This is a genomic window from Pinisolibacter aquiterrae, assembly GCF_019160155.1.
In the GTDB taxonomy this organism is placed as follows: Bacteria; Pseudomonadota; Alphaproteobacteria; order Rhizobiales; family Ancalomicrobiaceae; genus Pinisolibacter; species Pinisolibacter aquiterrae.
In genome coordinates this window covers 25,386-47,829 of record NZ_JAFNIH010000032.1, presented here as the reverse complement: position 1 = coordinate 47,829, position 22,444 = coordinate 25,386, and the positions used below count along the sequence as shown (strand labels likewise).

Below are 22,444 nucleotides of genomic sequence, written 5' to 3'. Positions count from 1 at the left end.
GGCCCGCAGGGCCGGATGAGGGGGCGCGCGCGGGAGCGCGCATCCGATGAACTCTCCGGCGACGTCGCGAGCGGCGACGTCCAGACCCCTCATCCGCCCTTCGGGCACCTTCTCCCGCAAGGGGAGAAGGGAAGGGCGCGCGGGGCGAGCCGCTCACTCGGGGCGCGAATCGCGGCCCCGGAAGCGGCGCTGATAGGCGGCGTCGTAGAGCGAGGAGTCGCGGAAATCCTCCGCCGCCAAGGCGCGGCCGACCAGGATCAGCGCGGTGCGCTCGATCGGCGATTTCGCCACTTCCGCCTCGATGGTCGCGAGCGTCGCGCGCACCACCTGCTGATCCGGCCAAGTGGCGCGGAACACCACGGCGACCGGGCAATCGGCGCCGTAGTCGGGGGTGAGGTCGGCGACGACCTTGGGGAGCACGTGGATCGAGAGATGGATCGCCAACGTCGCGCGGGTGGCGGCGAAGGCCGTCAGCGTCTCGGTCTCGGGCATGGCCGACGCGCGGCCCGAGGTGCGGGTCAGCACCAGGGACTGGGCGACCTCGGGCAGGGTCAGTTCCTGCTCGAGAACGGCGGCGGCGGCGGCGAAGGAGGGGACGCCCGGCGTCACCGTATAGGGGATGGCGAGGCGCCTCAGGCGGCGGATCTGCTCGCCCATCGCCGACCACACCGAGAGATCGCCGGAATGGAGCCGCGCCACGTCCTCGCCGGCCGCATGCGCCTTCACGAATTCCGCCTCGATCTCGTCGAGCGAGAGCGGCGCGGTGTCGACGATGCGGGCATCGGGACGGCAATGGGCGAGGAGATCGCGCGAGACGATCGAGCCGGCCCACAGCACCACCGGGCAGCTCGCGAGGAGATCGCGGCCGCGCACGGTGATCAGGTCGGCGGCGCCGGGGCCGGCGCCGATGAAATGGACGGTCATCGCGGGTTCCTCGTCGGAGCGGGTGTGTGGGGGATCGGGGCGTCGATCATGGCGTGCCGCCGCCCTCGCCGGAGACGGCGATCGCCACGGTGGCGCCGCGCTCGGCCATGCGGGGGACGACGAGGCGGCCGTTCGCGCCGGCTCCGGCGAGCGCCGACCCTTCCGCGATCGAGGGCACGCCGAAGAGTTCGACCACCTTCTCCGAGCGGGTCTCGACCCGGTCCGCGACCGTCTCGAGCGCGACGCGCGGCAGGTGGACGAGGGGAAAGCCGAGCCGGACGGCGGCCTCGGCGATGCCGGCCTCGGACTGTTTGTCGAGCACGGTGAAGAGAGCGACCGGCAGCGTCGGCTCGGCCGCGCGCTCGAGCGCGGTCTCGATCAGTTCGGCGATCACCGCGCCGGCGACCCCGGAGCGGCAGCCGATGCCGACGGCGAGAAAGCGCGACGTCATGCACCGTCCTCCCCCAGGATGTCCACATCGTTCTCCCCGAGATTCGCGGGGTGATCTCCACCGTTCGTCCCCAAGGTCGTCCCCACGGTCGTCCCGCGGTTGTCCACGGGGTTTTCCACAGCGGTCCCGGCCGGTTTCGGCCACGTCCACTGGATGATCGGCATGGCCGGGCGGAAGCCGTGGAAGCGGCCGATCGGGACGGCGCGGGCGATCGAGATCTGGACGAGATCGCCGCCGTGGGCCTCGAAGGCGGCGATCACCTCGGCCTGCGTCTGGATGGTCACGGCGTTGACGACGAGGCGGCCGCCCGGCGCCAGACGTTCCATGCAGAGGCGAACGAGGTCGGGGTCGGAGCCGCCGCCGCCGAGGAAGATCGCGTTCGGGGTCGGCAGGCGCTCGAGCGCTGCGGGGGCGAAGCCCTGGACGGGCACGAGATCGGGCACGCCGAAGAGGGCGGCGTTGCGGGTGACGCGGTCGAGGCGATCGGCGCGCGGCTCGATGGCGATCGCCCGATTGTGGGGGCTCGCCAGCATCCATTCGATCGAGATCGAGCCGGTGCCGGCGCCGACGTCCCACAGGAGTTCGCCGTGGCGCGGCGCGAGTTTCGACAGCGTCGCGGCGCGGATCTCGCGCTTGGTGATCTGGCCGTCGTTCTCGAAGAACGAGTCCGGGATGCCGCTCGCCAGCGGCAGGACGCGGGCGTCGGCGTCGGCGACGACCTCGATCGCCACGGTGTTGAGCGGATCGAGATCCTCGCGGGCGAAATCCTGCGCCAGCGCCGAATTGACCCGCTCGCGGGCGCCGCCCATGGCCTCCAGCACGATCAGCTTCGAGCGGCCCATGCCGTTCTTGGTCAGGTGCTCGGCGAGGCGCAGCGGCGTGGTGCCGTCCCAGGACAGCACCAGGATGCGGCGGCCGGGCTGGAGATGGGGCACGATCTTCTCGAAGGCGCGGCCGTGCAGGGTCACGAGCGCGCAGTCCTGCACCGCCCAGCCGACGCGCGCCGCCGCCATCGAGAAGGCGGACGGCGCCGGCAGGGTCACGTATTCGGTCGGCGGCACGGCGCGAGCGAGGAGCGAGCCGACGCCGTAGGAGAAGGGATCGCCCGAGGCGAGCACCACCACGGGGTGGCCGCGCCGGGCGAGGATCGCCGGGAAGGCATCGGTGAGCGGAGAGGGCCAGGCGAGCTTTTCGGCTTGCGTCTCGCCGATCAGCGCGAGATGACGCTTACCGCCGACGACGAGTTCGGCGCCGTCGAGCAGGCGGCGCGCGGCGGGCGACAGGCCGTCGAGCCCATCCTCGCCGAGGCCGAGGATGGCGAGCCACGGGCGGGTCTCGGTCGGATCGATCATCGCGAGCACTCCTGGAGGGTCGCATGCGCATTCTGGTTCTGGGCGGCACCACCGAGGCGAGCCGTCTGGCGAAGGCCTTGGCCGAGCGGGCGGACATCGAGGCGACGCTGTCGCTCGCGGGCCGCACCGTCGATCCGGCGGCCCAGCCGATCCCGACGCGAATCGGCGGTTTCGGCGGCGTCGAGGGGTTGGCGGCCCACCTGCGCGACCATGCCATCGATGCGCTGGTCGACGCCACCCATCCCTTCGCGGCGCAGATCAGCCGCAACGCGGCCGAGGCGGCGCGGGTGGCGGGTACGCCGATCGTCGCCTTCGTCCGCCCCGCGTGGACCCGCGCGCCGGGCGACGACTGGCGCGAGGTCGCGAGCCTCGAGGAGGCGGCAGCGGCGATCGGGGCGGCGCCCAAGCGCGTGCTCTTGACCACCGGACGGTTGGGGCTGGCGAGTTTCGAGATCGCGCCACAGCATCATTACGTGATCCGCACGATCGATCCTCCCGGCGATCTGCCGGGCCTGCCCGATCATGCGCTGCTGCTCGATCGCGGTCCGTTCGATCTCGCGGCCGAGCGGGCCTTGATGGAGCGCGAGCGGATCGAGGTGGTGGTCACCAAGAATTCGGGCGGGGCGGCGACCTATCCGAAGATCGTCGCGGCGCGCGAGCTCGGCCTGCCGGTGGTGATCCAGCAGCCGCCGACGCGCCCGGACGTGCCCCGAGTCGGCGACGTCGCCGGGGTGTTCGCTTTTCTGAACGGGGTCGGGAAAGCGTAGAATGATATTGCGTGGGGGCGGGGATGAGGTGTGTGCGGTGCTGCATCGGAGGAGCCGCGCGGCGACAGCCCGAACGTCGCGAGCTTCACCCCGAGGCGCCGAGCGCAGATCGGCCTCGAAGGGCGAAGCCGGGGCACGGAGGTCCCTCAGCCCTTCGTGGTTCGAGGCCCCGCCCGCGGCGGGGCACCTCACCATGAAGGGGGCCGAAGAGGGGGCGGCGGCCATCGGCTCACCTCGCGACCGAACGGGGCGACCAGACCCAGGGCTCGAGGTCCTCGCCGCGCTCGATCACCCGGGTGTCGGCGTTGCCGACGATGACGCAGGTCGCCATGTCGACCATGGACAGATCGGCCGCGCCCAGCGTCGTCACGGTGATCCGCTCGTCGGGACGGCCGACGGCGCGGGCGAAGATCACCACCGTTTCGGGCGCCTTGACCCGGGCGAGGCAGGCGAAGGCGTCGAAGATCTGGCGGGGGCGCGCCCTCGAGGCGGGGTTGTAGAGCGCGATCACGAAGCCGACCTCGGCGGCGGCGATCAGGCGCTTCTCCACGACCTCCCAGGGCTTCAGATTGTCCGACAGGTTGATGGCGCAGAAATCGCCGCCGAGCGGCGCGCCGAGCCGCGCCGAGGCCGCCTGCATCGCCGAGACGCCCGGATGGACGGTGACGTCGAGGGTGCGCCACTCCGGCCGACCGCCGTCGATCGCCTCCATCACCGCTGCCGCCATGGCGAAGACGCCGGGATCGCCGCCGGAGACCACCGCCACCCGGGCACCCGCCGTCGCCAGCTCCAGCGCGTGGCGGGCGCGGTCGAGCTCGACCCGATTGTCGGAGGCGTGGCGGGTCTGGCCGGGCCGCTCGGGACAGCGCGCGACGTAAGGCGCGTAGCCGACGAGGTCGGTGGCCTCGGCGAGGATCGCCGCCGTCTCCGGCGTCAGCCAGCGATCCGGGCCCGGTCCGGTGCCGACGACGCGGAGCCAGCCGCCGTTCGTTTGCCGGCTCATGGCCTGCGTCCCTCGCCGGGGATCAGGATCAGCGAAAAATAGGGGGCGGCGCCGTCGTCGCGGTCGGCGAGCGCCGTGACGACCTCGCCGGCCATGGTGCCGCGCTCGACATAGGTCGCCCGCGCGAGCATGCCGGCGCGCTCGATCGCCTTGCGAACCTTGGCGAAATTGGAACCGAGCTTCATGATCACGGCGGCGTCGGTCGCCTCGAGACGACGGACCAGCTCGTCCTCGTCGAGGGTGCCGGGCAGCACCGAGAGCTGGTCGTCGCCCCAGGTCATGGGCAGGCCGGCGGCGGCCCAGCAACCGGCCATGCCGGTGACACCGGGGGTGATCTTCGTCGGGTAACGATCCTTCAGCCGAATGTAGAGGTGCATGAAGGAGCCGTAGAACATCGGATCGCCCTCACAGACCAGGACGACGTCCTTGCCCATGTCGAGGACGTCGGCGATCGCCTCGACCGAGCGCTCGTAGAAGTCCTTCAGCGCGGTGATGTAGATCTCCTCGCCGAAATGGGTCTCGGTGGTCATGGGATACCACAGGGGCAGCTCGGGCTTGCCGGCCGGGACCCATTTGTCGACGATGGTGCGGGCGTTTCCGCGCCGGCCCTTCTTGGCGAAATAGGTGAGGAGACCGGCCGCCTCGACGAGCTTCACCGCCTGGACGGTCAGGAGATCGGGATCGCCGGGGCCGAGGCCGACGCCGTGAAAGGTGCCCTTGGGCGTCATGGTCATTCCTTTGCCGAGGCGAGTGCGTTGACGGCGGCGGCGGTCATCGCCGAGCCGCCCTTGCGGCCGCGCACCACCAGCCAGGGGACGCGGCCGTCGGCGATCAGCGCCTCCTTGCTCTCGGCGGCGCCGACGAAGCCGACGGGCATGCCGACGATCGCCGCCGGGAGGGGGGCGCCCTCGTCGAACATCTCGAGGAGACGGAAGAGCGAGGTCGGCGCGTTGCCGATGGCGACGAGGCTGCCGGCGAGATGCGGGCGCCACAGCTCCATCGCGGCGGCGGAGCGGGTGGTGCCCATGGCCTTGGCGAGATCGGCGACGGCGGGGTCGTTGAGGGTACAGATCACCGCGTTGTCGGCGGGAAGGCGCGCACGGGTGATGCCGCGCGCCACCATCTCGGCGTCGCAGAGGATCGGCGCGCCGCTCTTCAGCGCCGCCTCGGCGGCCTCGCAGGCGCCGGGGGCAAAGGCGATGTCGGCGGCGACCTCGACCATGCCGCAGGAATGGATGATGCGCACGGCGGTGCGCTCCTCCACCGGCGAGGTGAAGCGGGCGAGATCGGCCTCGGCGCGGATGATGCGGAACGAGCGTTCGTAGATCGCCGCGCCGTCCTTGACGTAGGTCTCTCGGGTGGCGGCGTCGCCGGGGGTGGCGTTCAAGGTGGGCTCCTCAGAGGGGGGCGAGATCGGTCAGCGCGGCGACGGCCTCGTCGAGGGTGAGGCCGGTCATCCACGGCTCGTCCCAGGCGCGGCCGTTGCGGACGAGGTCATAGGCGCCGTCGCGGCCGGTCAGCGTGACGAGGGCGGGGCCGGGATGGGCGCAGCCCTTCTGGCAGCCGGAGACGTGCAGCGTCACGCCCGATTTGGCGAGCCGGCGGGCATGAGGGGCCAGCGTCTCGCCGTCGGCGCGGGCCTCGACGGTGGCGGAGCGGCAACCGCTCGCCCCGGCGCAGGAGACCACCGCCAGACGCGGATCGTCGGGCGCGAAGACGTAGCGGGCCGAGGCGATCCACGGGCGGATGCGCGGCATCTTCTCCGGCTTGACGCCGGGGATCAGCACCACCCGCCAGGGGGTGAGACGCAGTTCGCCGGCAGCGCGTTCGGCGGCGAGTTCGCCGAGCAGCGCCATCTGGTCGGCGGTGAAGCGGCCGAAGGGGGCACCGACGCCGATGAAGGCGGCGGGGTCGTGGGTGTGATCGCCGAGCACCGCCTCGGCGCCGCAGGCGCGCGGCAGGAGCGGCGTGACCTCGGCCATGATCTCGCCGAAGCCGGCCGCCTCGAACAGGGCGGGGAGACCGACGCGGGCCAGGATCTCGGGCATGCGGCGCGGCGCGTCGGCGAGGCCCACGCGCAGCGCGATCACCGCGCGGGCGAGATCGGCGGCGCGGTCGGGGACGTCTTCGACCGGCACCACGGCGATCGATTGATAATGGCCGGGGGCGGTCGCGACCTGGATCAGGACGCGCGCGCCCTCCGGCGTCTTCAAGCCGGCGAGGCGGACGTCGACGGCGACGTCGTCGAGCGCCAGCCGGCCGCCTTCGTCGACGACGAAGCCGAATTTGCCGGGGAGCGCGTGGAGGCTCGCGTCCTCGGTCAGGCGAGTCTCGAGCGCGGCGCAGAGGGCGCGGCCGTCGATCGCGGCTTCGGGATCGAGGCCGGAGAGCGGCGAGGCGACGATGTTGCGCACCGCTTCCGCTGCGGCATCATGGTCGAGCAGGCCGAGTTCGGCGAGCACCTCCTGGAGCGGGTGGATGTTCTCGATCGAAACGCCGCGCAGTTGCAGGTTGCCGCGCTGGGAATAGTCGATGAGCTCGTTGCCGAAGCGGCGGGAGAGGTCCGAGAGCTCACCGGCGATCGCGGCCGGGAGGATACCGGCGGTCAGGCGCACCCGGACGAGGAAGCCGTCGCCGGTCTCCATCGGGCGCAGCGCGCCGGGGCACCAGCCTTTGACGAGCGCGGGATCGGGTCTGTTTCTTCCGGTCATCGGTCGTCCTCCAGGATCTCCGCCAGACATCCGGCGACGGAATTGCGCCGGCTCGCCCACAGGCCGCGGCGCAGCGCCTCGTCGAAGGTGCGGGCGGCGGCTCGGGCGGCGAGGGGGTTGGCGTCGAGCATGAAGGCGCGGACCCGTTCGTCGCCGAGTGTCGCGTCGAATAGCAGATCGTAGGCCCTCGGCGCCACTGCGTCCGTGGTCGCGGCGAAGACGTGGAGATTGGCGATGGTCTCGGCGATCTCGGCGGCGCCGCGATGGCCGTGGCGCATCTGGCCGGCGATCCAGCGCGGATTGGTGGCCCGCGCCCGGACCACCCGGGCGATCTCCTCCGACAGGGTCCGGACCGTCGAGCGATCGGTGCGGGTGGTGTCGGCGTGATACAGCGCCGGGCGATTGCCGAGCCCGCTCGCGGCGGCGGCGAAGCCGCCCTCGTGCTCGGCGAAGGCGTCGGCGTCGAGGACGTCCTGTTCGGCGGTGTCCTGGGTGTGGACGAAGGCGTCGGCGGAGGCGACGCGGGCGGTGAAGGCCTCGGGCGCGGCGATGCCGGCGGCGTCGAGGCCGTAGGCGTGGGAGGAGGCGGCGACATAGGCGGCGCCGAGATCGGCACGGGTCTCCCAGGCGCCGGTCGCCACCGTCGAGGAGAGGCCGACACCATAGGCGCCGGGGGCCGCGCCGAAGACGCGCCATCCCGCCTCGATCGCGCCGCCGGAGGCGCGCCGCGCGGCGGCGAGCGCGTTGTCCTCGTCGTCCTCGTCGAGGGCGGCGACGGCGCGCACGGCCTGATCGAAGAGGGTGATCTGGCCCTCGAAGACGTCGCGGAAGAGGCCGGAGACGCGCAGGGTGACGTCGACGCGGGGCCGGCCGATCTTGGCCGGGACCAGGATCTCGAAACCGGCGACGCGCGCGGTCGCGGCATCCCAGGTCGGGCGCACGCCCATCAGCGCGAACCCTTGCGCGAGATCGTCGCCGCCGGTGCGCATCGTGGCCGAGCCCCAGAGATCGAGCACGATGGCGCGCGGCCAGTCGCCGTGGTCCTGGACGTGGCGGGCGATCACCTCTTCCGCCGTGCGGCGGCCGATCTCCCAGGCGGTGCGGGTCGGCACGCCGCGCGGATCGACCGCGTAGAGATTGCGCCCGGTCGGCATCACGTCGAGACGGCCGCGCGCCGGGGCGCCTGCCGGGCCGGGAGCGAGGAAGCGTCCGTCGAGGGCGGCGAGGAGGCCGTCGCGCTCGGCGGTGGCGCAGGCGTCGAGGCGAGTGGGGAGATGCGCGCGGTCGACGCCGGTCATGCCCTCGCCGAGCGCCTCGACGGCGGCCGCGCGCAGGGCGGGCGCGTCGGGACGAGCGAAGACGTGGAGGCCGTCGGCGATGCGGGCGTCCTTCAAGTCGCAGAGCCAGGCGTCGAGCCGGGTCAGCGCCTCGGCGGCGTCGAGATCGGCGGCGATGCCGCTCTCTTGCGCCAGGCCGGTCTCGCGGGCGCGGTCGAGGATGGTCTCGGCGAGCATCCGGGCGCGGCGGGAATCGAGGGTCTGGGCCTGGCTGAATTCGTCGAGCAGGGCCTCGATCTCGGCGGCGGCGCCGTGGCTTCCGGCGCGCGCCAGCGGCGGCGTCATGTGGCCGACGGTGACGGCGCCGATGCGCCGCTTGGCCTGGGCCGCCTCGCCGGGATTGTTGACCACGAAGGGATAGACGACCGGCACGGGGCCGAGCACGGCGGTCGGCGCGCAGTCGGGGGAGGGCGCTGCGCTCTTGCCGGGCAGCCATTCGAGCGTGCCATGGGTGCCGAGATGGATCATCGCGTCGATGCGAAGCGTCTCGCGCAGCCACAGATAGAAGGCGACATAGCCGTGGCGGGGTGGGATCGAGGTGTCGTGATACTCGCTCTTGCGGGTGTCGCGACGACCGCGATCGGGCTGGACCGCGACGGTCAGGTTTCCGAGCGCGAGGTGGGGGAAGCGGAAGGCGTCGCCCTCGAGGTTCGCGTCCGCGGCGGGGGACCCCCAGGTGGCCCCGACCGCGTCGCGGAAGGCGGCGGGGAGGGCCGCGAAGTGGCGTTCGTAGGCGGCGAGGGAGAGGGCGGGGGCTTCCTCCTCCATCGCCGTCGCTCCCGGCGTGCGCGGCGAGGAACGGGAGCCGAGGGCGCCGTTGCTCGGTGCGACGCCGTCGCGTCCCAGCCCTTCCTGGTTCGAGGCCCCGCCTTCGGCGGCGCGCCTCGCCATGAAGGGGGCCGAGGAGGTGGCGACCGGGTGGGCATCGGGGGAGGCTCGATCGAGGCGGCGGCCCGGAGACCCCTCATCCGCCCTTCGGGCACCTTCTCCCGCACGGGGAGAAGGGAAGGGGGCGGACGTGTCGATCCGGCGTTCGAGAACCCGCATCAACGTCGCGGCGTCGGGCGGCGGCGTCACGGCGTAGCCGGCGGCGGCGAGGTCTTCGGCGACGGCGATCACGGAAGCCGGCGTGTCGAGGCCGACGGCATAGGCGGTGCGTCCGCCCTTGGCGGGGTAGTCGGAGACCACCATCGCGAGGCGGCGCTCGGCCCTCGGCGTCGCGCCCAAGCGTACCCAGGCACGCGCGAGATCGGCCACGGCGGCGATGCCCTCGGCGTCGGCCGTATGCACGTTGCGTGCATGCTGGTGGACCTCGGAGCGGGCCTCTCGCCCCTTGAAGGAGATCGCCCGGGTGGCGATGCGGCCGTCGACTTCCGGCAGCACCACGTTCATGGCGAGGTCGGCGGCGGCGAGGCCGCGGGTCGAGCCCTCCCAGGCCTCGCGGGCGCAGGTCGCCAGCACCGCCTGGAGGATCGGAACGCCGGCGCGATCGAGCACGGTGGTGCCGTCGTCGAGGCGGGCGGAAAAGGCGGTGGTGTTGACGACGATCGCCGGGCGCTCCGTCTCGATCAGACGGGCGAGGCCGGCGACGACGCGGGCGTCCTTGAGGCTCGTCACCCATTCGGCGCGGACGCGGAAGCCGCGCGCGGCGAGCGCGTCGGCGAGCGCGGTGATCGGCGCGGCGTCGGCCGCCGCCCAGATCGAGCGATAGAGCGTGATCAGCGCGAGAGGACCGGCGCCGGCGCGCGCGGCCTCGATCATCTCGCCGTGGGCGGGCAACGGGCGCGGCTCGTTCCAGGCGGCGTCGCGGCCGAGGTGCGCGGCGACCCAGCCGAGCGCCGAGGCGATGTTGTCGGGGCCGCCCTCGTCGAACCAGCGCCAGAGCCGGCGCAGGTCCTCGGGGGGGAGGGTCGAGGCGCGGTCGAGGCGCTCGTCCTCGCGGGCGTCACCGGGCACGAGGGCGAGGGTGAAGCCGTGGTTGCGGGCGGCGGCGGCGAGTTCGTCGACGCCGTAGCGCCAATAGTCCATGCCGCCGAGGAGCCGGACCAGCACGAAGCGCGCCTTGCGGCCGACGGCGTCGAGCCACAAGTCGACCGAATAGGGGTGGCGCAGATCGGCGAGCGAGGCGAGGCGCAGCGACGGCAGGGCGTCCGCGCCGGCGGCGTGGGCCTTCGCCACCAGCGCGAGATCGCTGTCGGAGAAGGAGAGGAAGGCGACCTCGGCCGTAGTCTGGCCGAGGTCGACGGCGCGCGCGGTCTCGTCCAGCGATCGCACCTGATCGGCGACGAGATGCATGATGGTCTCCTCAGGCGGCGAGCGCGGCGCGCACGGCGGCCTCGTCGAGGCCCTTCTCGGCGATCACCACCAGACGGCCGGCGCGGGCCTCGTCGCGGCCCCAGGGGCGATCCCAGCGATGCTGGAAGCGGGTGCCGACCCCTTGCACCAACAGGCGCATGGGACGGCCGGAGACGGCGACCCACCCCTTCACCCGCAGCACGTCGTGGGCCTCGACCACCGCCGTGAGGCGGGCGACGAGGCTCTCGGGATCGGCGGCGGGGGCGACGTCGACGACGAAGGTGGTGAAGTCGTCGTGGTCGTGATCCTCGCCCTCGGCCTCGTGATGGGAGGGGCGGGCGGCGAGGTCGTCCTCGGCGGAAGCGACCAGACCGAGCGCCACGGCCGGATCGACGCGGCCCTCGGTGGCGGTCACCACCTTGACGGCACGCGGGATCGCCGTGCGGATCGCCGCCTCGAGCGCGGCCAGCGCATCGGCATCGAGGAGGTCGGCCTTGTTGACCACGACCAGATCGGCGGCGAGCAGTTGGTCCTCGTAGACCTCCTCGAGCGGATTGTCGTGATCGACGGCCGCGTCCTCGGCGCGCCGGGCGAGGACGGCGGCGGGATCGTCGGCGAAGCGGCCGTCGGCGACCGCGCGGCCGTCGACCACGGCGACGACGCCGTCGACGGTCAGTTTCGCGCGGATCTCGGGCCAGTCGAAGGCCTTGATCAGGGGCTTCGGCAGGGCGAGGCCGGAGGTCTCGACGACGATGTGGTCGGGCCGGTTCGGCAGCGCGAGGAGCCCCTCGATCGCCGGCATGAAGTCGTCGGCGACGGTGCAACACAGGCAGCCGTTGGCCAGTTCGACGATCGCCTGCGGTTCGCAGGCGTCGTTGGCGCAGGATCTCAGGATCTCGCCGTCGATGCCGACGTCGCCGAATTCGTTGACGATCAGGGCGAGACGGCGGCCACGGGCGTTCTCGATCAGGTGCCGAATCAGCGTGGTCTTGCCCGCGCCGAGGAAGCCCGTGACGATGGTGACGGGGATCTTGGCGAAGGCGGTCATGCGGTCACCTCGGGAACGGAGACGAAGGGCGGGATCCGGGCGACGACGCCCTTCTTGAAGGCGACGGGACGGCTCTTCCACGGGATCAACCCGTCGGGGGCCGCGCCGTAGAGGGCGGCGGTGGCGAGGATCTCCTCGGCCGCCTCGGGGGGGAAGTCGCCGTAGACGTAGGTCCACTTGCCGGCATCGGCGAAGCCGACGGTGATCGGCCGCTTGCACACCGAAAGACACTCGACGCCGACGACACGGACGTCGTCGCGCCCACGCGCGGCGTCGAGGAGCGCGTCGCGGAGGCGGGCACCGGCGCGCGGGCCGTCCTCGGCGTCGCCGTCGCGGCGGCACGAGGTGCAGACGAGCACGGTGGTCGGGGGCGCCTCGGGCGTCGGGGCAGGGGGATGCGAGTGGGGTGTCGACATGCGCAGGTCTCCTTCTCCGCCCCTCCGGCGGTCCGGTCGGTCGCATCGACGGCAGGTCTCCTGGCTCACGGATCTCGCGCGCGACGCCGCCTTCCCGGGGGCGAACCCCAGTGGCCTTTCGGCGTCGCACTCTCCGCTCACAGTTGCGGGGGCAGCCGCGGCTTCTCGAACCTCGCCCTCGGGTGGCGCCCGATTCCGGGCACGACCGCGTGGAAGGGTTCGAACCGCATTCCCTCTTCGCCCGCGAGGTGGCTCGCGGGACCGTCGATCGGCCGAAATATGAGCGGAACGGCGGGAGAGTCAATGCGACGCGCGGCGAGGGCGGGCGTCGAGCGCCGACGAGGAGCCGGCGGATTCGTCCCGAGGATGTCTCGTCATGCATTCAGTGCATCGTTGTGCTTTGCAGCAATACGATAAACACATGGCAAGAATTTCATGAGTGTCGCACCGGCGACGTGGCTTGCAACGTCTTTCTTTTCAATGGATTATATCGTTCGGCGGGGATCGCGGAGACGATCGGCCGGTGGTCGACCCCGCCTTTCGTCTGATTTCGCCCTGCGACGGCAGGCGGTTAGGCAATGCGCGAGATCGAGACTGCGGCTCGCTCCGTTCGGCATGGCGGGGCGGGGGTGGGCGCGGGGCTTCGGTCGGACGAGCGCGCGGCGCGACGCCGCGCCTTTCGAGAGGGCTTCCCCCAGATGACCATTCAGACGTCCGCTTCCCGTGTGCTCCATCCCGGCCTCCGGTCCAAGATCATGTCGGCGGCCCAGGCCGCCGCGCTGATCCCGTCGGGCTCGACGGTGGGCATGAGCGGGTTCACCGGCGCGGGCTATCCGAAGCTGGTGCCGCTCGAGCTCGCCAAGCGGATCGAGGCGGCGCATGCGCGCGGCGAGCCCTTCAAGGTGTCGGTGTGGACGGGGGCCTCGACGGCGCCCGAACTCGACGGGGCGCTCGCCAAGGTCGACGGCATCGAGATGCGGCTGCCCTATCAGTCCGATCCGGTCTGCCGGAAGCGCATCAACGCCGGCGAGATGGAATATATCGACATCCATCTCAGCCACGTGGCGCAGTTCGTGTGGTTCGGCTTCCTCGGCAAGCTCGACGTGGCGGTGGTGGAAGTCGCCGGCGTGCGCGAGGACGGGCGGCTCATTCCCTCCTCCTCGATCGGCAACAACAAGACGTGGCTCGATCAGGCCGACAAGATCATCCTCGAGGTCAATTCCTGGCAGAGCCTCGCCCTCGACGGCATGCACGACGTCTATTACGGCACCGACCGGCCGCCGCACCGCAAGCCGATCCCGATGGTGACGGCCGCCGATCGCATCGGCGAGCCCTATTTCCACTGCGATCCGGAGAAGATCGTGGCGATCGTCGAGACCGACGCGCCCGACCGCTGCACCGCCTTCACCGCGCCCGACGAGACCTCCAAGACGATCGCCGCCCACATCGTCGACTTCCTCGGTCACGAGGTGAAGATGGGGCGGCTGCCGGAGAACCTGCTGCCGCTCCAGTCGGGCGTCGGCAACGTCGCCAACGCGGTGATGGCCGATCTCGAGCACGGGCCGTTCCAGAACCTGACCGCCTACACCGAGGTGCTGCAGGACGGCATGCTGAGCCTGATCAAGTCGGGCAAGCTGACGATGGCCTCGGCGACGGCGCTGTCGCTCTCCGAGGACGCGACCAAGGAATTCCTCGACAACATCGATTTCTACCGCGAGCGCATCGTGCTGCGTCCGCAGGAGATCTCCAACCATCCGGAGGTGATCCGCCGGCTCGGCGTCATCGCCATGAACGGCATGATCGAGGCGGACATCTACGGCAACGTGAACTCCACCCACATCATGGGCACGTCGATCATGAACGGCATCGGCGGCTCCGGCGATTTCGCGCGCAATGCCTATATTTCGTTCTTCATGACGCCGTCGGTGGCGAAGAACGGGGCGATCTCGTGCATCGTGCCGATGGTGTCCCATGTCGATCACACCGAACACGACGTGCAGGTGATCGTCACCGAGCAGGGCCTCGCCGACCTGCGCGGCCTCAGCCCCAAGGCGCGGGCGAAGCTCGTCATCGAGCGCTGCGCGCACCCGACCTTCAAGCCGGCGCTGGCGGAGTATTTCGACCGGGCGATGCATTTTTCGGCCGGCCGGCACACGCCGCACATCCTCGACGAGGCCTTCTCCTTCCTGCCCAACTGGACGGCGGCGAAGAACGCCCGCGAGGCGTGGAAGGACGAGAGTCTGGTCCAGGCCGACGCGTGGCGCTGAGGGTGCGCGAGGGGCGCGGGACGAGCCCGATCGTCGCGCGCTCCGACGGCATCGGAATTGCTTTCGACGTCCGAAACATGGCATCGATGCCGTGGGGACGGACGAGGGAGTCGAGGGGGCCGTTCAGGGTTCCTCACCCGCGTCGTCCACGGCGGATACTGGAGGGTCGGACGCGATGGTCGAATTGGCAGGCATGACGCGAGGGGCGACGGCGCGAGGACCCGCATCGGTCGAGGCCCTGCGCGAGGCGATCCTCGAAAAGCTCAAATATGCGGTCGGCAAGAACCCGGTCGCGGCGTCGACCCACGACTGGTTCGTGGCGACGGCGCTCGCCGTGCGCGACGTCATCGTCGACAACTGGATGGCCTCTACCACCCAGACCTACGACACCGACGAGAAGCGCGTCTATTACCTCAGCCTCGAGTTTCTGATCGGGCGGCTGCTCTTCGACGCCATGGGCAATCTCGAGATCACCGACACGGTGCGCGAGGCGCTCGGCGGGCTCGACGTCGATCTCGATCTGCTCAAGGAGGTCGAGCCGGACGCGGCGCTCGGCAACGGCGGTCTCGGGCGTCTGGCGGCCTGTTTCATGGAGTCGATGGCGACGCTGTCGATCGCCGCCTACGGCTACGGCATCCGCTACGACCACGGCCTGTTCCGCCAGCGGATCAAGGACGGCTGGCAGCTCGAATATCCGGAAGACTGGCTCGCCTGGGGCAACCCTTGGGAGTTCCCGCGCGCCGAAGTCGCCTATCCGATCGGGTTCGGCGGCCGGGTCGAGGCGATGACCGATCGCGACGGCACGGTTCGCTACGAATGGCGTCCGGCCGAGACGGTTCTGGCGGTCGCCTACGACACGCCGATCGTCGGCTGGCGCGGGCAGCACGTGAACACGCTCCGCCTGTGGTCGGCGAAGGCGTCCGATCCGCTGCGCCTCGACGCCTTCAACCGCGGCGACTACGTCGGCGCGGCGGCGGCGCGCGTCAAGGCGGAGGCGATCTCCAAGGTGCTCTATCCCTCCGACGCGACGCCGGCGGGCCAGGAACTGCGCCTCAGGCAGGAGTTCTTCTTCGCCTCGGCCTCGCTGCAGGATCTGATGCGGCGTCATCTCAACCAGCACGCCGACATCACGACGCTGCCGGAGAAGGTGGCGATCCAGCTCAACGACACCCATCCGGCGATCGCGGTCGCCGAGATGATGCGCATCCTGGTCGACATTCACGAGGTCGAGTGGGCGAAGGCGTGGGAGCTGACCCGGGCGACCTTCTCCTACACCAACCACACGCTGCTGCCGGAGGCGCTCGAGACCTGGCCGGTGCCGCTGATGGAGCGGCTCCTGCCGCGCCACATGCAGATCATCTATCTGATCAACGGCCTGCAGCTCGACGAGATCAAGAAGAAGGGCGAAGCCGACGGCGGCTTCCTCTCGGCGCTGTCGATCATCGACGAGCAGGGCGGCCGGCGCGTGCGCATGGGCCATCTCGCCTATCTCGGCAGCCACAAGGTCAACGGCGTCTCGGCGCTGCACTCCGACCTGATGAAGGTCACGGTGTTCCGCGACCTCAACACCGCCTATCCGAATCGCATCGTCAACAAGACCAACGGCATCACCTTCCGCCGCTGGCTCTATCAGTCGAACCCGGGGCTGACCGGACTGATCGGCGAGGCGATCGGCCCGTCCTTCCTCGACGACGCGCGCGAGCTGACGAAGCTCGCCCCGCATGCCGACGACGCGGGTTTCCAGGAGAAGTTCGCCGCCGTCAAACTCGCCAACAAGGAACGGCTGGCGCGGCTCATCCTCGATCGCTGCGAGGTCAAGGTCGATCCGCACGCGTTGTTCGACGTGCAGATCAAGCGCATCCACGAATACAAGCGTCAGTTGCTGAACATCCTCGAGACGATCGCCGTCTACGACGCGATGAGGGCGCAGCCGACGCGCGACTGGATCCCGCGCGTGAAGATCTTCGCCGGCAAGGCGGCCGCCTCCTATGCTCAGGCCAAGCTCATCATCAAGCTCGCCAACGACGTCGCCAAGGTGGTGAACACCGACCCGACGCTGCGCGGTCTGCTCAAGGTGGTTTTCTTGCCTAATTACAATGTCTCACTCGCCGAGCGGATCATTCCCGCGGCCGATCTGTCGGAACAGATCTCGACGGCGGGCATGGAGGCTTCCGGCACCGGCAACATGAAGTTCGGCCTCAACGGCGCGCTGACGATCGGTACGCTCGACGGGGCCAACGTGGAGATGAAGGAACATGTCGGAGACGACAACATCTTCATCTTCGGCCTGACGGCGGAAGAAGTCGAGGCTCGACGGGCACAAGGGATCGACAGTCGTGAAACACTCGCCAAGTCTTCGATCCTCAGTGAAGTGTTGGAGTCGATCGGTTCGGGGGTGTTCTCTCCGGGGGAACCCGATCGGTACAAACCCCTGGTCGACGCGCTGACATATCATGACTATTTCATGGTGACGGCGGACTTCGAGAGTTACTACGCGACGCAGCGTGCCGTGTTCCGCAAATGGCGTGACAAGGCGGCTTGGCGTCGCTCGGCGGCTCTCAACACCGCGCACATGGGATGGTTCTCCTCGGATCGGACGATCTCCGAATATGCCGAGGACATCTGGAACGTGCCGGTCCGGCCGCCGCTGGGATGAGGCGGCGCGGCGCCTTCGGCGTCGTCGTCATGCGATCGTCATCCCGACGGTCGACCACACGGACTGGGGAAGATCGCAGCGACCGCCCACCACGGGTCGGGGCGACTTCCGAAAGGGGGCGCGATGAGCGACCATGCAGTGAGCCCGGCCTGGATGGCCCGGCAATCGGACGTCGATGCGATCGTCGGCGGACGTCATGGCGATCCGTTCGCCGTTCTCGGGCCACACGATACGCCCGAGGGGCCGGTGGTTCGAGCCTTCGTGCCGCATGCGGAGTTCCTCGACGTCGTCGATTCCGCCGGACGGGTGGCGGCGCGACTCGATCGCCGTGACGACGCGGGCTTCTTCGAGGGCCTGCTCAAGGGCAAGGCGGCGAAACTCGGTCGACGCTACACCCTGCGCGCCACCAATCGCTCGGCGTCGTGGGATCTGATCGATCCCTACGCCTTTGCGCCCTTCCTCGGGGCGACCGACGACTATCTGCTGGTCGAGGGCACCCATCGGCGCCTGTTCGAGCGTCTCGGCGCGCAGGTGGTCGAGCACGAGGGCGTCGCCGGCGTCAATTTCGCGGTGTGGGCGCCGAACGCGGCGCGGGTCTCGGTGGTCGGCGACTTCAATGCCTGGGACGGCCGTCGCCACCAGATGCGCAAGCGCATCGACAGCGGCCTGTGGGAGATCTTCGCCCCCGGCGTCGACGTGGGCGCGGTCTACAAATACGAGATCGTGGCGGCGGACGGGCGGCTTCTGCCGCTCAAGGCCGATCCGTTCGGCTTCGGCAGCGAGATGCGGCCGTCGACGGCCTCGGTGGTGGTGCGCACCGATCGGTTCGAGTGGACCGACGCGGAGTGGATCGCCAAGCGGCCGGGCGACGACCGGCGGCGGCCGATGTCGGTCTACGAGGTCCATCTCGGCTCCTGGGCCAAGGCGGACTGGGGGCGGTTCCTGACGTGGGACGAACTGGCGGACCGCCTGATCCCCTATGCGGCGGGGCTCGGCTTCACCCATCTCGAACTGCTGCCGATCTCCGAACATCCGTTCGACGCGTCGTGGGGCTATCAGCCGATCGGCCTGTTCGCGCCGACGCGGCGATTCGGTGAGCCGGAGGGCTTCGCCCGCTTCGTCGACAAGGCGCATGCGGCGGGGCTCGGCGTCATCCTCGACTGGGTGCCGGCGCATTTCCCGACCGACGAGCACGGGCTGCGCGAATTCGACGGCGGGCCGCTCTACGAGCACGCCGATCCGCGGCGCGGCTTCCATCCCGACTGGAACACGGCGATCTATGATTTCGGCCGTCCGGAAGTGGTGTCGATGCTGTGCGCCAACGCGCTGTTCTGGCTCGAGCGCTATCACATCGACGGCCTTCGGGTCGATGCGGTCGCCTCGATGCTCTACCTCGACTATTCGCGCAAGGAAGGCGAATGGCTGCCGAACGAGGACGGCGGTCGCGACAATCGCGAGGCGGTGGCCTTCCTGCGGCGGGTCAACGAACTCGTCTATGGGCTCGGCACCGGGGCGGTGACGATCGCGGAGGAATCGACCGCCTGGCCGGGCGTCTCGGCGCCGGTCTACGCGGGCGGTCTCGGCTTCGGCTTCAAGTGGAACATGGGCTGGATGCACGACACGCTCGACTTCATGTCGCGCGAGGCGATCCATCGGCGCTGGCACCACGATCAGCTGACCTTCGGCCTGCTCTATGCCTTCGCCGAGAACTTCGTGCTGCCGCTCAGCCACGACGAGGTGGTGCACGGCAAGGGATCGCTGATCGGCAAGATGACCGGCGATCACTGGCAGAAGTTCGCCAATCTACGCGCCTATTACGGCTTCATGTGGGGCCATCCCGGCAAGAAGCTCCTGTTCATGGGGCAGGAGTTCGGCCAGTGGGCGGAGTGGAACCACGACAAGAGCCTCGACTGGCACCTGACCGACTATCCCGAGCATCGCGGCCTGCAGAGCCTGTTGCGCGATCTCAACCGGGTCTATCGCGACACGCCGGCGCTGCATGCCCGCGACTGCGAGCAGGAGGGGTTCCGCTGGGTCGTGGTCGAGGATCGCGATCAGTCGGTCTACGCCTTCGTGCGCTTCGGCGAATGGGGCGATCCGCCGGTTCTGGTGGTCTCCAACTTCACACCGATGCCGCGCGATCATTATCGGCTCGGCTTCCCGCGCGCGGGGCGTTGGCGGGAGATCCTCAATTCCGACGCCGCCTGTTACGGCGGCTCCAACATGGGCAACGGCGGCGAGATCCGCGTCGAGGAACGGGAGAGCCACGGGCTCCCCGCGTCGGCGGCGATCCTGGTGCCTCCGCTCGCCACGGTGATGTTCGAGTGGGTGGGCGAGTGAGCTCACGGGCGTCACGCCCCAAACGAAAACCCGACGACGGGAGGACAGGACGATGAACACGATGCCGACCAAGGCGGTGAAGCCGTCGGCGGGCGGAGCGCCCCTCTCCAGGCACGCGATGGCCTATGTGCTGGCGGGCGGGCGCGGATCGCGGCTGATGGAATTGACCGATCGCCGCGCCAAGCCGGCGGTCTATTTCGGCGGCAAGTCGCGCATCATCGACTTCGCGCTGTCGAACGCCCTCAATTCGGGTATTCGCCGTTTCGGCGTGGCGACGCAGTACAAGGCGCATTCGCTGATCCGTCATCTCCAGCGCGGTTGGAACTTCCTGCGTCCGGAACGCAACGAGAGTTTCGACGTGCTGCCGGCCTCGCAGCGCGTCTCGGAAGAGGCGTGGTACGCGGGCACCGCCGACGCGGTCTATCAGAACCTCGACATCATCAAGGACTACGAGCCGAAATACATGATCATCCTGGCGGGTGATCACATCTACAAGATGGACTACGAGAAGATGCTGCAGCAGCACGTCGAGCAGGGCGCCGACGTGACGATCGGCTGCCTCGAGGTGCCGCGCGAGGAGGCGGTCGGTTTCGGCGTGATGCACGTCGACGAGACCGACCGGGTGATCGCCTTCGTCGAGAAGCCGAAGGATCCGCCGCCGATGCCGGGCAAGCCCGACAAGGCGCTGGCGTCGATGGGCATCTACGTGTTCGAGGCGTCGTTCCTGTGGGATCAGCTCGAGCGCGACGCGGCCGATCCGCATTCCAGCCGCGACTTCGGCAAGGATCTGATCCCCTACATCGTCAAGCACGGCAAGGCGGTGGCGCATCACTTCTCCAAGTCCTGCGTCAAGTCGCGGTCGGAGGCGGAGCCCTATTGGCGCGACGTCGGCACGGTCGACGCCTATTGGGAGGCCAACATCGACCTCACCGACGTGGTGCCGGAACTCGACCTCTACGACAGCGAATGGCCGATCTGGACCTATGGTGAGATCACGCCGCCGGCGAAGTTCGTCCACGACATCGAGGGCCGGCGCGGGTCGGCGGTCTCCTCGCTGGTGTCGGGCGGCTGCATCGTCTCGGGTGCCTTCCTCAAACGGTCGCTCCTGTTCACCGGCGTGCGCGTCAATTCGTTCAGTCAGGTCGAGAACACGGTGATCCTGCCGCACACCTCGGTCGGGCGCGGGTGCCGGCTCACCAACGTGGTGGTCGACGCGCGGGTCAAGATCCCGGACGGTCTGGTGGTGGGCGAGGATCCCGAGCTCGACGCCAAGCGGTTCCGGCGCACCGAAAAGGGCATCTGCCTGATCACCCAACCGATGCTCGACCGCATCGCCGACTGAAGCGCAGACGCAAGGGGACGCGCATGGCCACGACGAAGGTTCTCTCGGTCGTCTCGGAAATCTATCCGCTGATCAAGACCGGAGGGCTCGCCGACGTGGCGGGCGCGCTTCCCGGCGCCCTCGCCGCCGAGGACGTCGAGATGCGCACGCTGGTGCCGGGCTATCCGGCCGTGATGACGGCGCTCGCGGAAGCGGAGAAGGTGGAGAAGGTCTTTCGGTTGAAGGATCTGTTCGGCGGGCCGGCCGTGGTTCTGGCCGGCCGGGCGAAGGGGCTCGATCTCTTCGTGCTCGACGCGCCGCATCTCTTCGATCGACCCGGCAATCCCTATCACGACGGCGACGGCGAGGACTGGCCGGACAATCCGTTCCGCTTCGCGGCGCTGGCGCGGGTCGGTGCCGAGATCGGCTTCGGGGCGATCAAGGGGTTCCGCCCCGACGTGGTCCATACCCACGACTGGCAGGCGGGCCTGACGCCGGCCTATCTCGAATATGACGGGCGGCCGCGGCCGGGAACGGTGGCGACGGTGCACAACCTGGCCTTCCAGGGTCAGTATCCCAAGGACATGCTGGCGGATCTGCGTCTGCCGCCGCATGCCTGGGGGGTCGACGGGGTCGAATATTACGACACGATCGGCTTTCTCAAGTCGGCGCTGCGGATGTCGGACCGGGTCACCACGGTGTCGCCGACCTATGCGGCGGAGATCCGCAGCGGCGAGGGTGGGATGGGGCTCTCGGGCCTTCTCGCCGGCCGCGCCGGGGTCGTCTCCGGCATTCTGAACGGCATCGACACCGACGTGTGGGATCCGGCCGACGATCCCCTGATCGCCGGGCATTACGATGCGTCGACGCCGTCGTCGCGACGGACCAACAAGTCGGCGTTGCAGAAGCGCTTCGGCATCAAGGTCGACCGCCGGGCGATGGTGTTCGGCGTGGTGTCGCGGCTGTCCTGGCAGAAGGGGCTCGACATGGTGCTCGAGGGGATCGAGACGATCCTCTCGGTCGGCGGCCAGTTGGTGCTGCTCGGATCGGGCGACCGCGAGCTGGTCGACGGGTTCCGCCACGCCGCCGCCGCCCATCCGGGGCGTGTGGGCGTGATGATCGGCTACGACGAGAGCCTCGCTCATCAGGTGCAGGCCGGGTCGGACGCGCTCTTGGTGCCGTCGCGGTTCGAGCCCTGCGGTCTCACGCAGCTCTGCGCGCTGCGCTACGGGGCGATCCCGATCGTCACTCGGGTCGGCGGGCTCGCCGATACGATCATCGACGCCAACGAGATGGCGCTCGAGGCGGGCGTCGGGACGGGCGTGATGTTCACGCCGCCGCATGCGGACATGTTCCGTGCGGCGATCCTGCGCGCGGCCGATCTCTACCGCGACGGCGCGACGTGGCGGCGGCTGATGAAGAACGCCATGCGCACCGACGTCTCGTGGCGCCGCTCGGCGGCTCGCTACGCCAAACTCTATCGGGATCTCGTCACCGAACGTAATGCGTGATCCCCTCGCAGACGGCCGCGCGCGGCCGGGGTGTCGGGGGGACGC

At 70.0% G+C, this 22,444-nt stretch carries 16 protein-coding genes and 1 riboswitch; of the genes, 6 read left to right on the top strand and 10 right to left on the bottom strand.

Features of this window, described 5'->3' with window-relative positions; all coding sequences use genetic code 11:
- Positions 1 to 153: 153 nt before the first annotated feature.
- The 3 genes from cobM to cbiE are packed head-to-tail and all read right to left on the bottom strand — an operon-like array spanning position 154 to position 2,727.
- Positions 154 to 924, bottom strand: a complete 771-nt coding sequence (gene cobM, locus J3S89_RS13040; protein WP_217927999.1) for a precorrin-4 C(11)-methyltransferase — start codon at positions 922 to 924, stop codon at positions 154 to 156.
- 46 nt (positions 925 to 970) lie between these two features.
- Positions 971 to 1,375, bottom strand: coding sequence for a cobalamin biosynthesis protein (locus J3S89_RS13035; protein ID WP_217927998.1), 405 nt, complete (start codon positions 1,373 to 1,375; stop codon positions 971 to 973).
- Entirely contained in the window at positions 1,372 to 2,727 is a 1,356-nt protein-coding gene (cbiE, locus tag J3S89_RS13030) for a precorrin-6y C5,15-methyltransferase (decarboxylating) subunit CbiE (protein ID WP_217927997.1), read from the bottom strand. Before cbiE ends, J3S89_RS13035 begins: the two co-directional genes overlap by 4 nt.
- A gap of 23 nt (positions 2,728 to 2,750) precedes the next feature.
- Here cbiE and J3S89_RS13025 point away from each other — a divergent pair, with 23 nt between their 5' ends.
- Positions 2,751 to 3,494: a cobalt-precorrin-6A reductase gene (locus tag J3S89_RS13025; protein ID WP_217927996.1), complete on the top strand. Its 744-nt coding sequence runs from the start codon at positions 2,751 to 2,753 to the stop codon at positions 3,492 to 3,494.
- 229 nt (positions 3,495 to 3,723) lie between these two features.
- Here the strand turns inward: J3S89_RS13025 and cobJ are convergent, their stop codons facing one another.
- The 7 genes from cobJ to J3S89_RS12990 are packed head-to-tail and all read right to left on the bottom strand — an operon-like array spanning position 3,724 to position 12,304.
- Positions 3,724 to 4,497, bottom strand: a complete 774-nt coding sequence (cobJ, locus tag J3S89_RS13020) for a precorrin-3B C(17)-methyltransferase (protein WP_217927995.1) — start codon at positions 4,495 to 4,497, stop codon at positions 3,724 to 3,726.
- Positions 4,494 to 5,225 (bottom strand): precorrin-2 C(20)-methyltransferase, encoded by a 732-nt coding sequence (locus J3S89_RS13015; protein ID WP_420801319.1) that lies wholly within the window; start codon positions 5,223 to 5,225, stop codon positions 4,494 to 4,496. The genes cobJ and J3S89_RS13015 overlap by 4 nt, the downstream gene beginning before the upstream one ends.
- Positions 5,226 to 5,227: 2 nt before the next feature.
- Positions 5,228 to 5,884: a precorrin-8X methylmutase gene (locus J3S89_RS13010; protein ID WP_217927993.1), complete on the bottom strand. Its 657-nt coding sequence runs from the start codon at positions 5,882 to 5,884 to the stop codon at positions 5,228 to 5,230.
- Positions 5,885 to 5,894: 10 nt separating this feature from the next.
- The gene (gene cobG, locus J3S89_RS13005) at positions 5,895 to 7,208 is read right to left on the bottom strand and encodes a precorrin-3B synthase (protein ID WP_217927992.1); all 1,314 of its coding nucleotides are present in this window, start codon (positions 7,206 to 7,208) and stop codon (positions 5,895 to 5,897) included.
- Complete coding sequence (cobN, locus tag J3S89_RS13000; RefSeq protein ID WP_217927991.1) at positions 7,205 to 10,840, bottom strand: cobaltochelatase subunit CobN; 3,636 nt, start codon at positions 10,838 to 10,840, stop codon at positions 7,205 to 7,207. Before cobN ends, cobG begins: the two co-directional genes overlap by 4 nt.
- A 10-nt stretch (positions 10,841 to 10,850) precedes the next feature.
- The gene (cobW, locus tag J3S89_RS12995) at positions 10,851 to 11,888 is read right to left on the bottom strand and encodes a cobalamin biosynthesis protein CobW (RefSeq protein WP_217927990.1); all 1,038 of its coding nucleotides are present in this window, start codon (positions 11,886 to 11,888) and stop codon (positions 10,851 to 10,853) included.
- Entirely contained in the window at positions 11,885 to 12,304 is a 420-nt protein-coding gene (locus J3S89_RS12990) for a DUF1636 domain-containing protein (RefSeq protein ID WP_217927989.1), read from the bottom strand. The genes cobW and J3S89_RS12990 overlap by 4 nt, the downstream gene beginning before the upstream one ends.
- Before the next feature lie 33 nt (positions 12,305 to 12,337).
- Positions 12,338 to 12,585: riboswitch (cobalamin riboswitch) on the bottom strand.
- Between the two features lie 417 nt (positions 12,586 to 13,002).
- Here J3S89_RS12990 and J3S89_RS12985 point away from each other — a divergent pair.
- The 5 genes from J3S89_RS12985 (at position 13,003) to glgA (ending at position 22,399) form a co-directional block, all read left to right on the top strand.
- A complete protein-coding gene (locus J3S89_RS12985) occupies positions 13,003 to 14,571 on the top strand; it encodes an acetyl-CoA hydrolase/transferase family protein (protein ID WP_217927988.1) in 1,569 nt (522 codons plus the stop codon).
- A gap of 193 nt (positions 14,572 to 14,764) precedes the next feature.
- Positions 14,765 to 17,227 (top strand): glycogen/starch/alpha-glucan phosphorylase, encoded by a 2,463-nt coding sequence (locus J3S89_RS12980; RefSeq protein ID WP_230489076.1) that lies wholly within the window; start codon positions 14,765 to 14,767, stop codon positions 17,225 to 17,227.
- Positions 17,228 to 17,350: 123 nt separating this feature from the next.
- Positions 17,351 to 19,567, top strand: coding sequence for a 1,4-alpha-glucan branching protein GlgB (gene glgB / locus J3S89_RS12975; protein ID WP_217927986.1), 2,217 nt, complete (start codon positions 17,351 to 17,353; stop codon positions 19,565 to 19,567).
- 61 nt (positions 19,568 to 19,628) lie between these two features.
- Positions 19,629 to 20,909 carry a glucose-1-phosphate adenylyltransferase gene (gene glgC, locus J3S89_RS12970; protein ID WP_217928069.1) on the top strand — a complete coding sequence of 427 codons (1,281 nt, stop codon included), beginning with the start codon at positions 19,629 to 19,631 and terminating at the stop codon, positions 20,907 to 20,909.
- Between the two features lie 23 nt (positions 20,910 to 20,932).
- Positions 20,933 to 22,399, top strand: a complete 1,467-nt coding sequence (glgA, locus tag J3S89_RS12965) for a glycogen synthase GlgA (RefSeq protein ID WP_217927985.1) — start codon at positions 20,933 to 20,935, stop codon at positions 22,397 to 22,399.
- Positions 22,400 to 22,444: the final 45 nt, after the last annotated feature.

What these genes read in the sequence shown, in the direction of transcription:
- cobM (WP_217927999.1), bottom strand. Translation starts at nt 924, where the DNA reads ATGACCGTCCATTTCATCGGCGCCGGCCCCGGCGCCGCCGACCTGATC.
- J3S89_RS13035 (WP_217927998.1), bottom strand. Translation starts at nt 1,375, where the DNA reads ATGACGTCGCGCTTTCTCGCCGTCGGCATCGGCTGCCGCTCCGGGGTC.
- cbiE (WP_217927997.1), bottom strand. Translation starts at nt 2,727, where the DNA reads ATGATCGATCCGACCGAGACCCGCCCGTGGCTCGCCATCCTCGGCCTC.
- J3S89_RS13025 (WP_217927996.1), top strand. Translation starts at nt 2,751, where the DNA reads ATGCGCATTCTGGTTCTGGGCGGCACCACCGAGGCGAGCCGTCTGGCG.
- cobJ (WP_217927995.1), bottom strand. Translation starts at nt 4,497, where the DNA reads ATGAGCCGGCAAACGAACGGCGGCTGGCTCCGCGTCGTCGGCACCGGA.
- J3S89_RS13015 (WP_420801319.1), bottom strand. Translation starts at nt 5,225, where the DNA reads ATGACGCCCAAGGGCACCTTTCACGGCGTCGGCCTCGGCCCCGGCGAT.
- cobG (WP_217927992.1), bottom strand. Translation starts at nt 7,208, where the DNA reads ATGACCGGAAGAAACAGACCCGATCCCGCGCTCGTCAAAGGCTGGTGC.
- cobN (WP_217927991.1), bottom strand. Translation starts at nt 10,840, where the DNA reads ATGCATCTCGTCGCCGATCAGGTGCGATCGCTGGACGAGACCGCGCGC.
- cobW (WP_217927990.1), bottom strand. Translation starts at nt 11,888, where the DNA reads ATGACCGCCTTCGCCAAGATCCCCGTCACCATCGTCACGGGCTTCCTC.
- J3S89_RS12990 (WP_217927989.1), bottom strand. Translation starts at nt 12,304, where the DNA reads ATGTCGACACCCCACTCGCATCCCCCTGCCCCGACGCCCGAGGCGCCC.
- J3S89_RS12985 (WP_217927988.1), top strand. Translation starts at nt 13,003, where the DNA reads ATGACCATTCAGACGTCCGCTTCCCGTGTGCTCCATCCCGGCCTCCGG.
- J3S89_RS12980 (WP_230489076.1), top strand. Translation starts at nt 14,765, where the DNA reads ATGACGCGAGGGGCGACGGCGCGAGGACCCGCATCGGTCGAGGCCCTG.
- glgB (WP_217927986.1), top strand. Translation starts at nt 17,351, where the DNA reads ATGAGCGACCATGCAGTGAGCCCGGCCTGGATGGCCCGGCAATCGGAC.
- glgC (WP_217928069.1), top strand. Translation starts at nt 19,629, where the DNA reads ATGCCGACCAAGGCGGTGAAGCCGTCGGCGGGCGGAGCGCCCCTCTCC.
- glgA (WP_217927985.1), top strand. Translation starts at nt 20,933, where the DNA reads ATGGCCACGACGAAGGTTCTCTCGGTCGTCTCGGAAATCTATCCGCTG.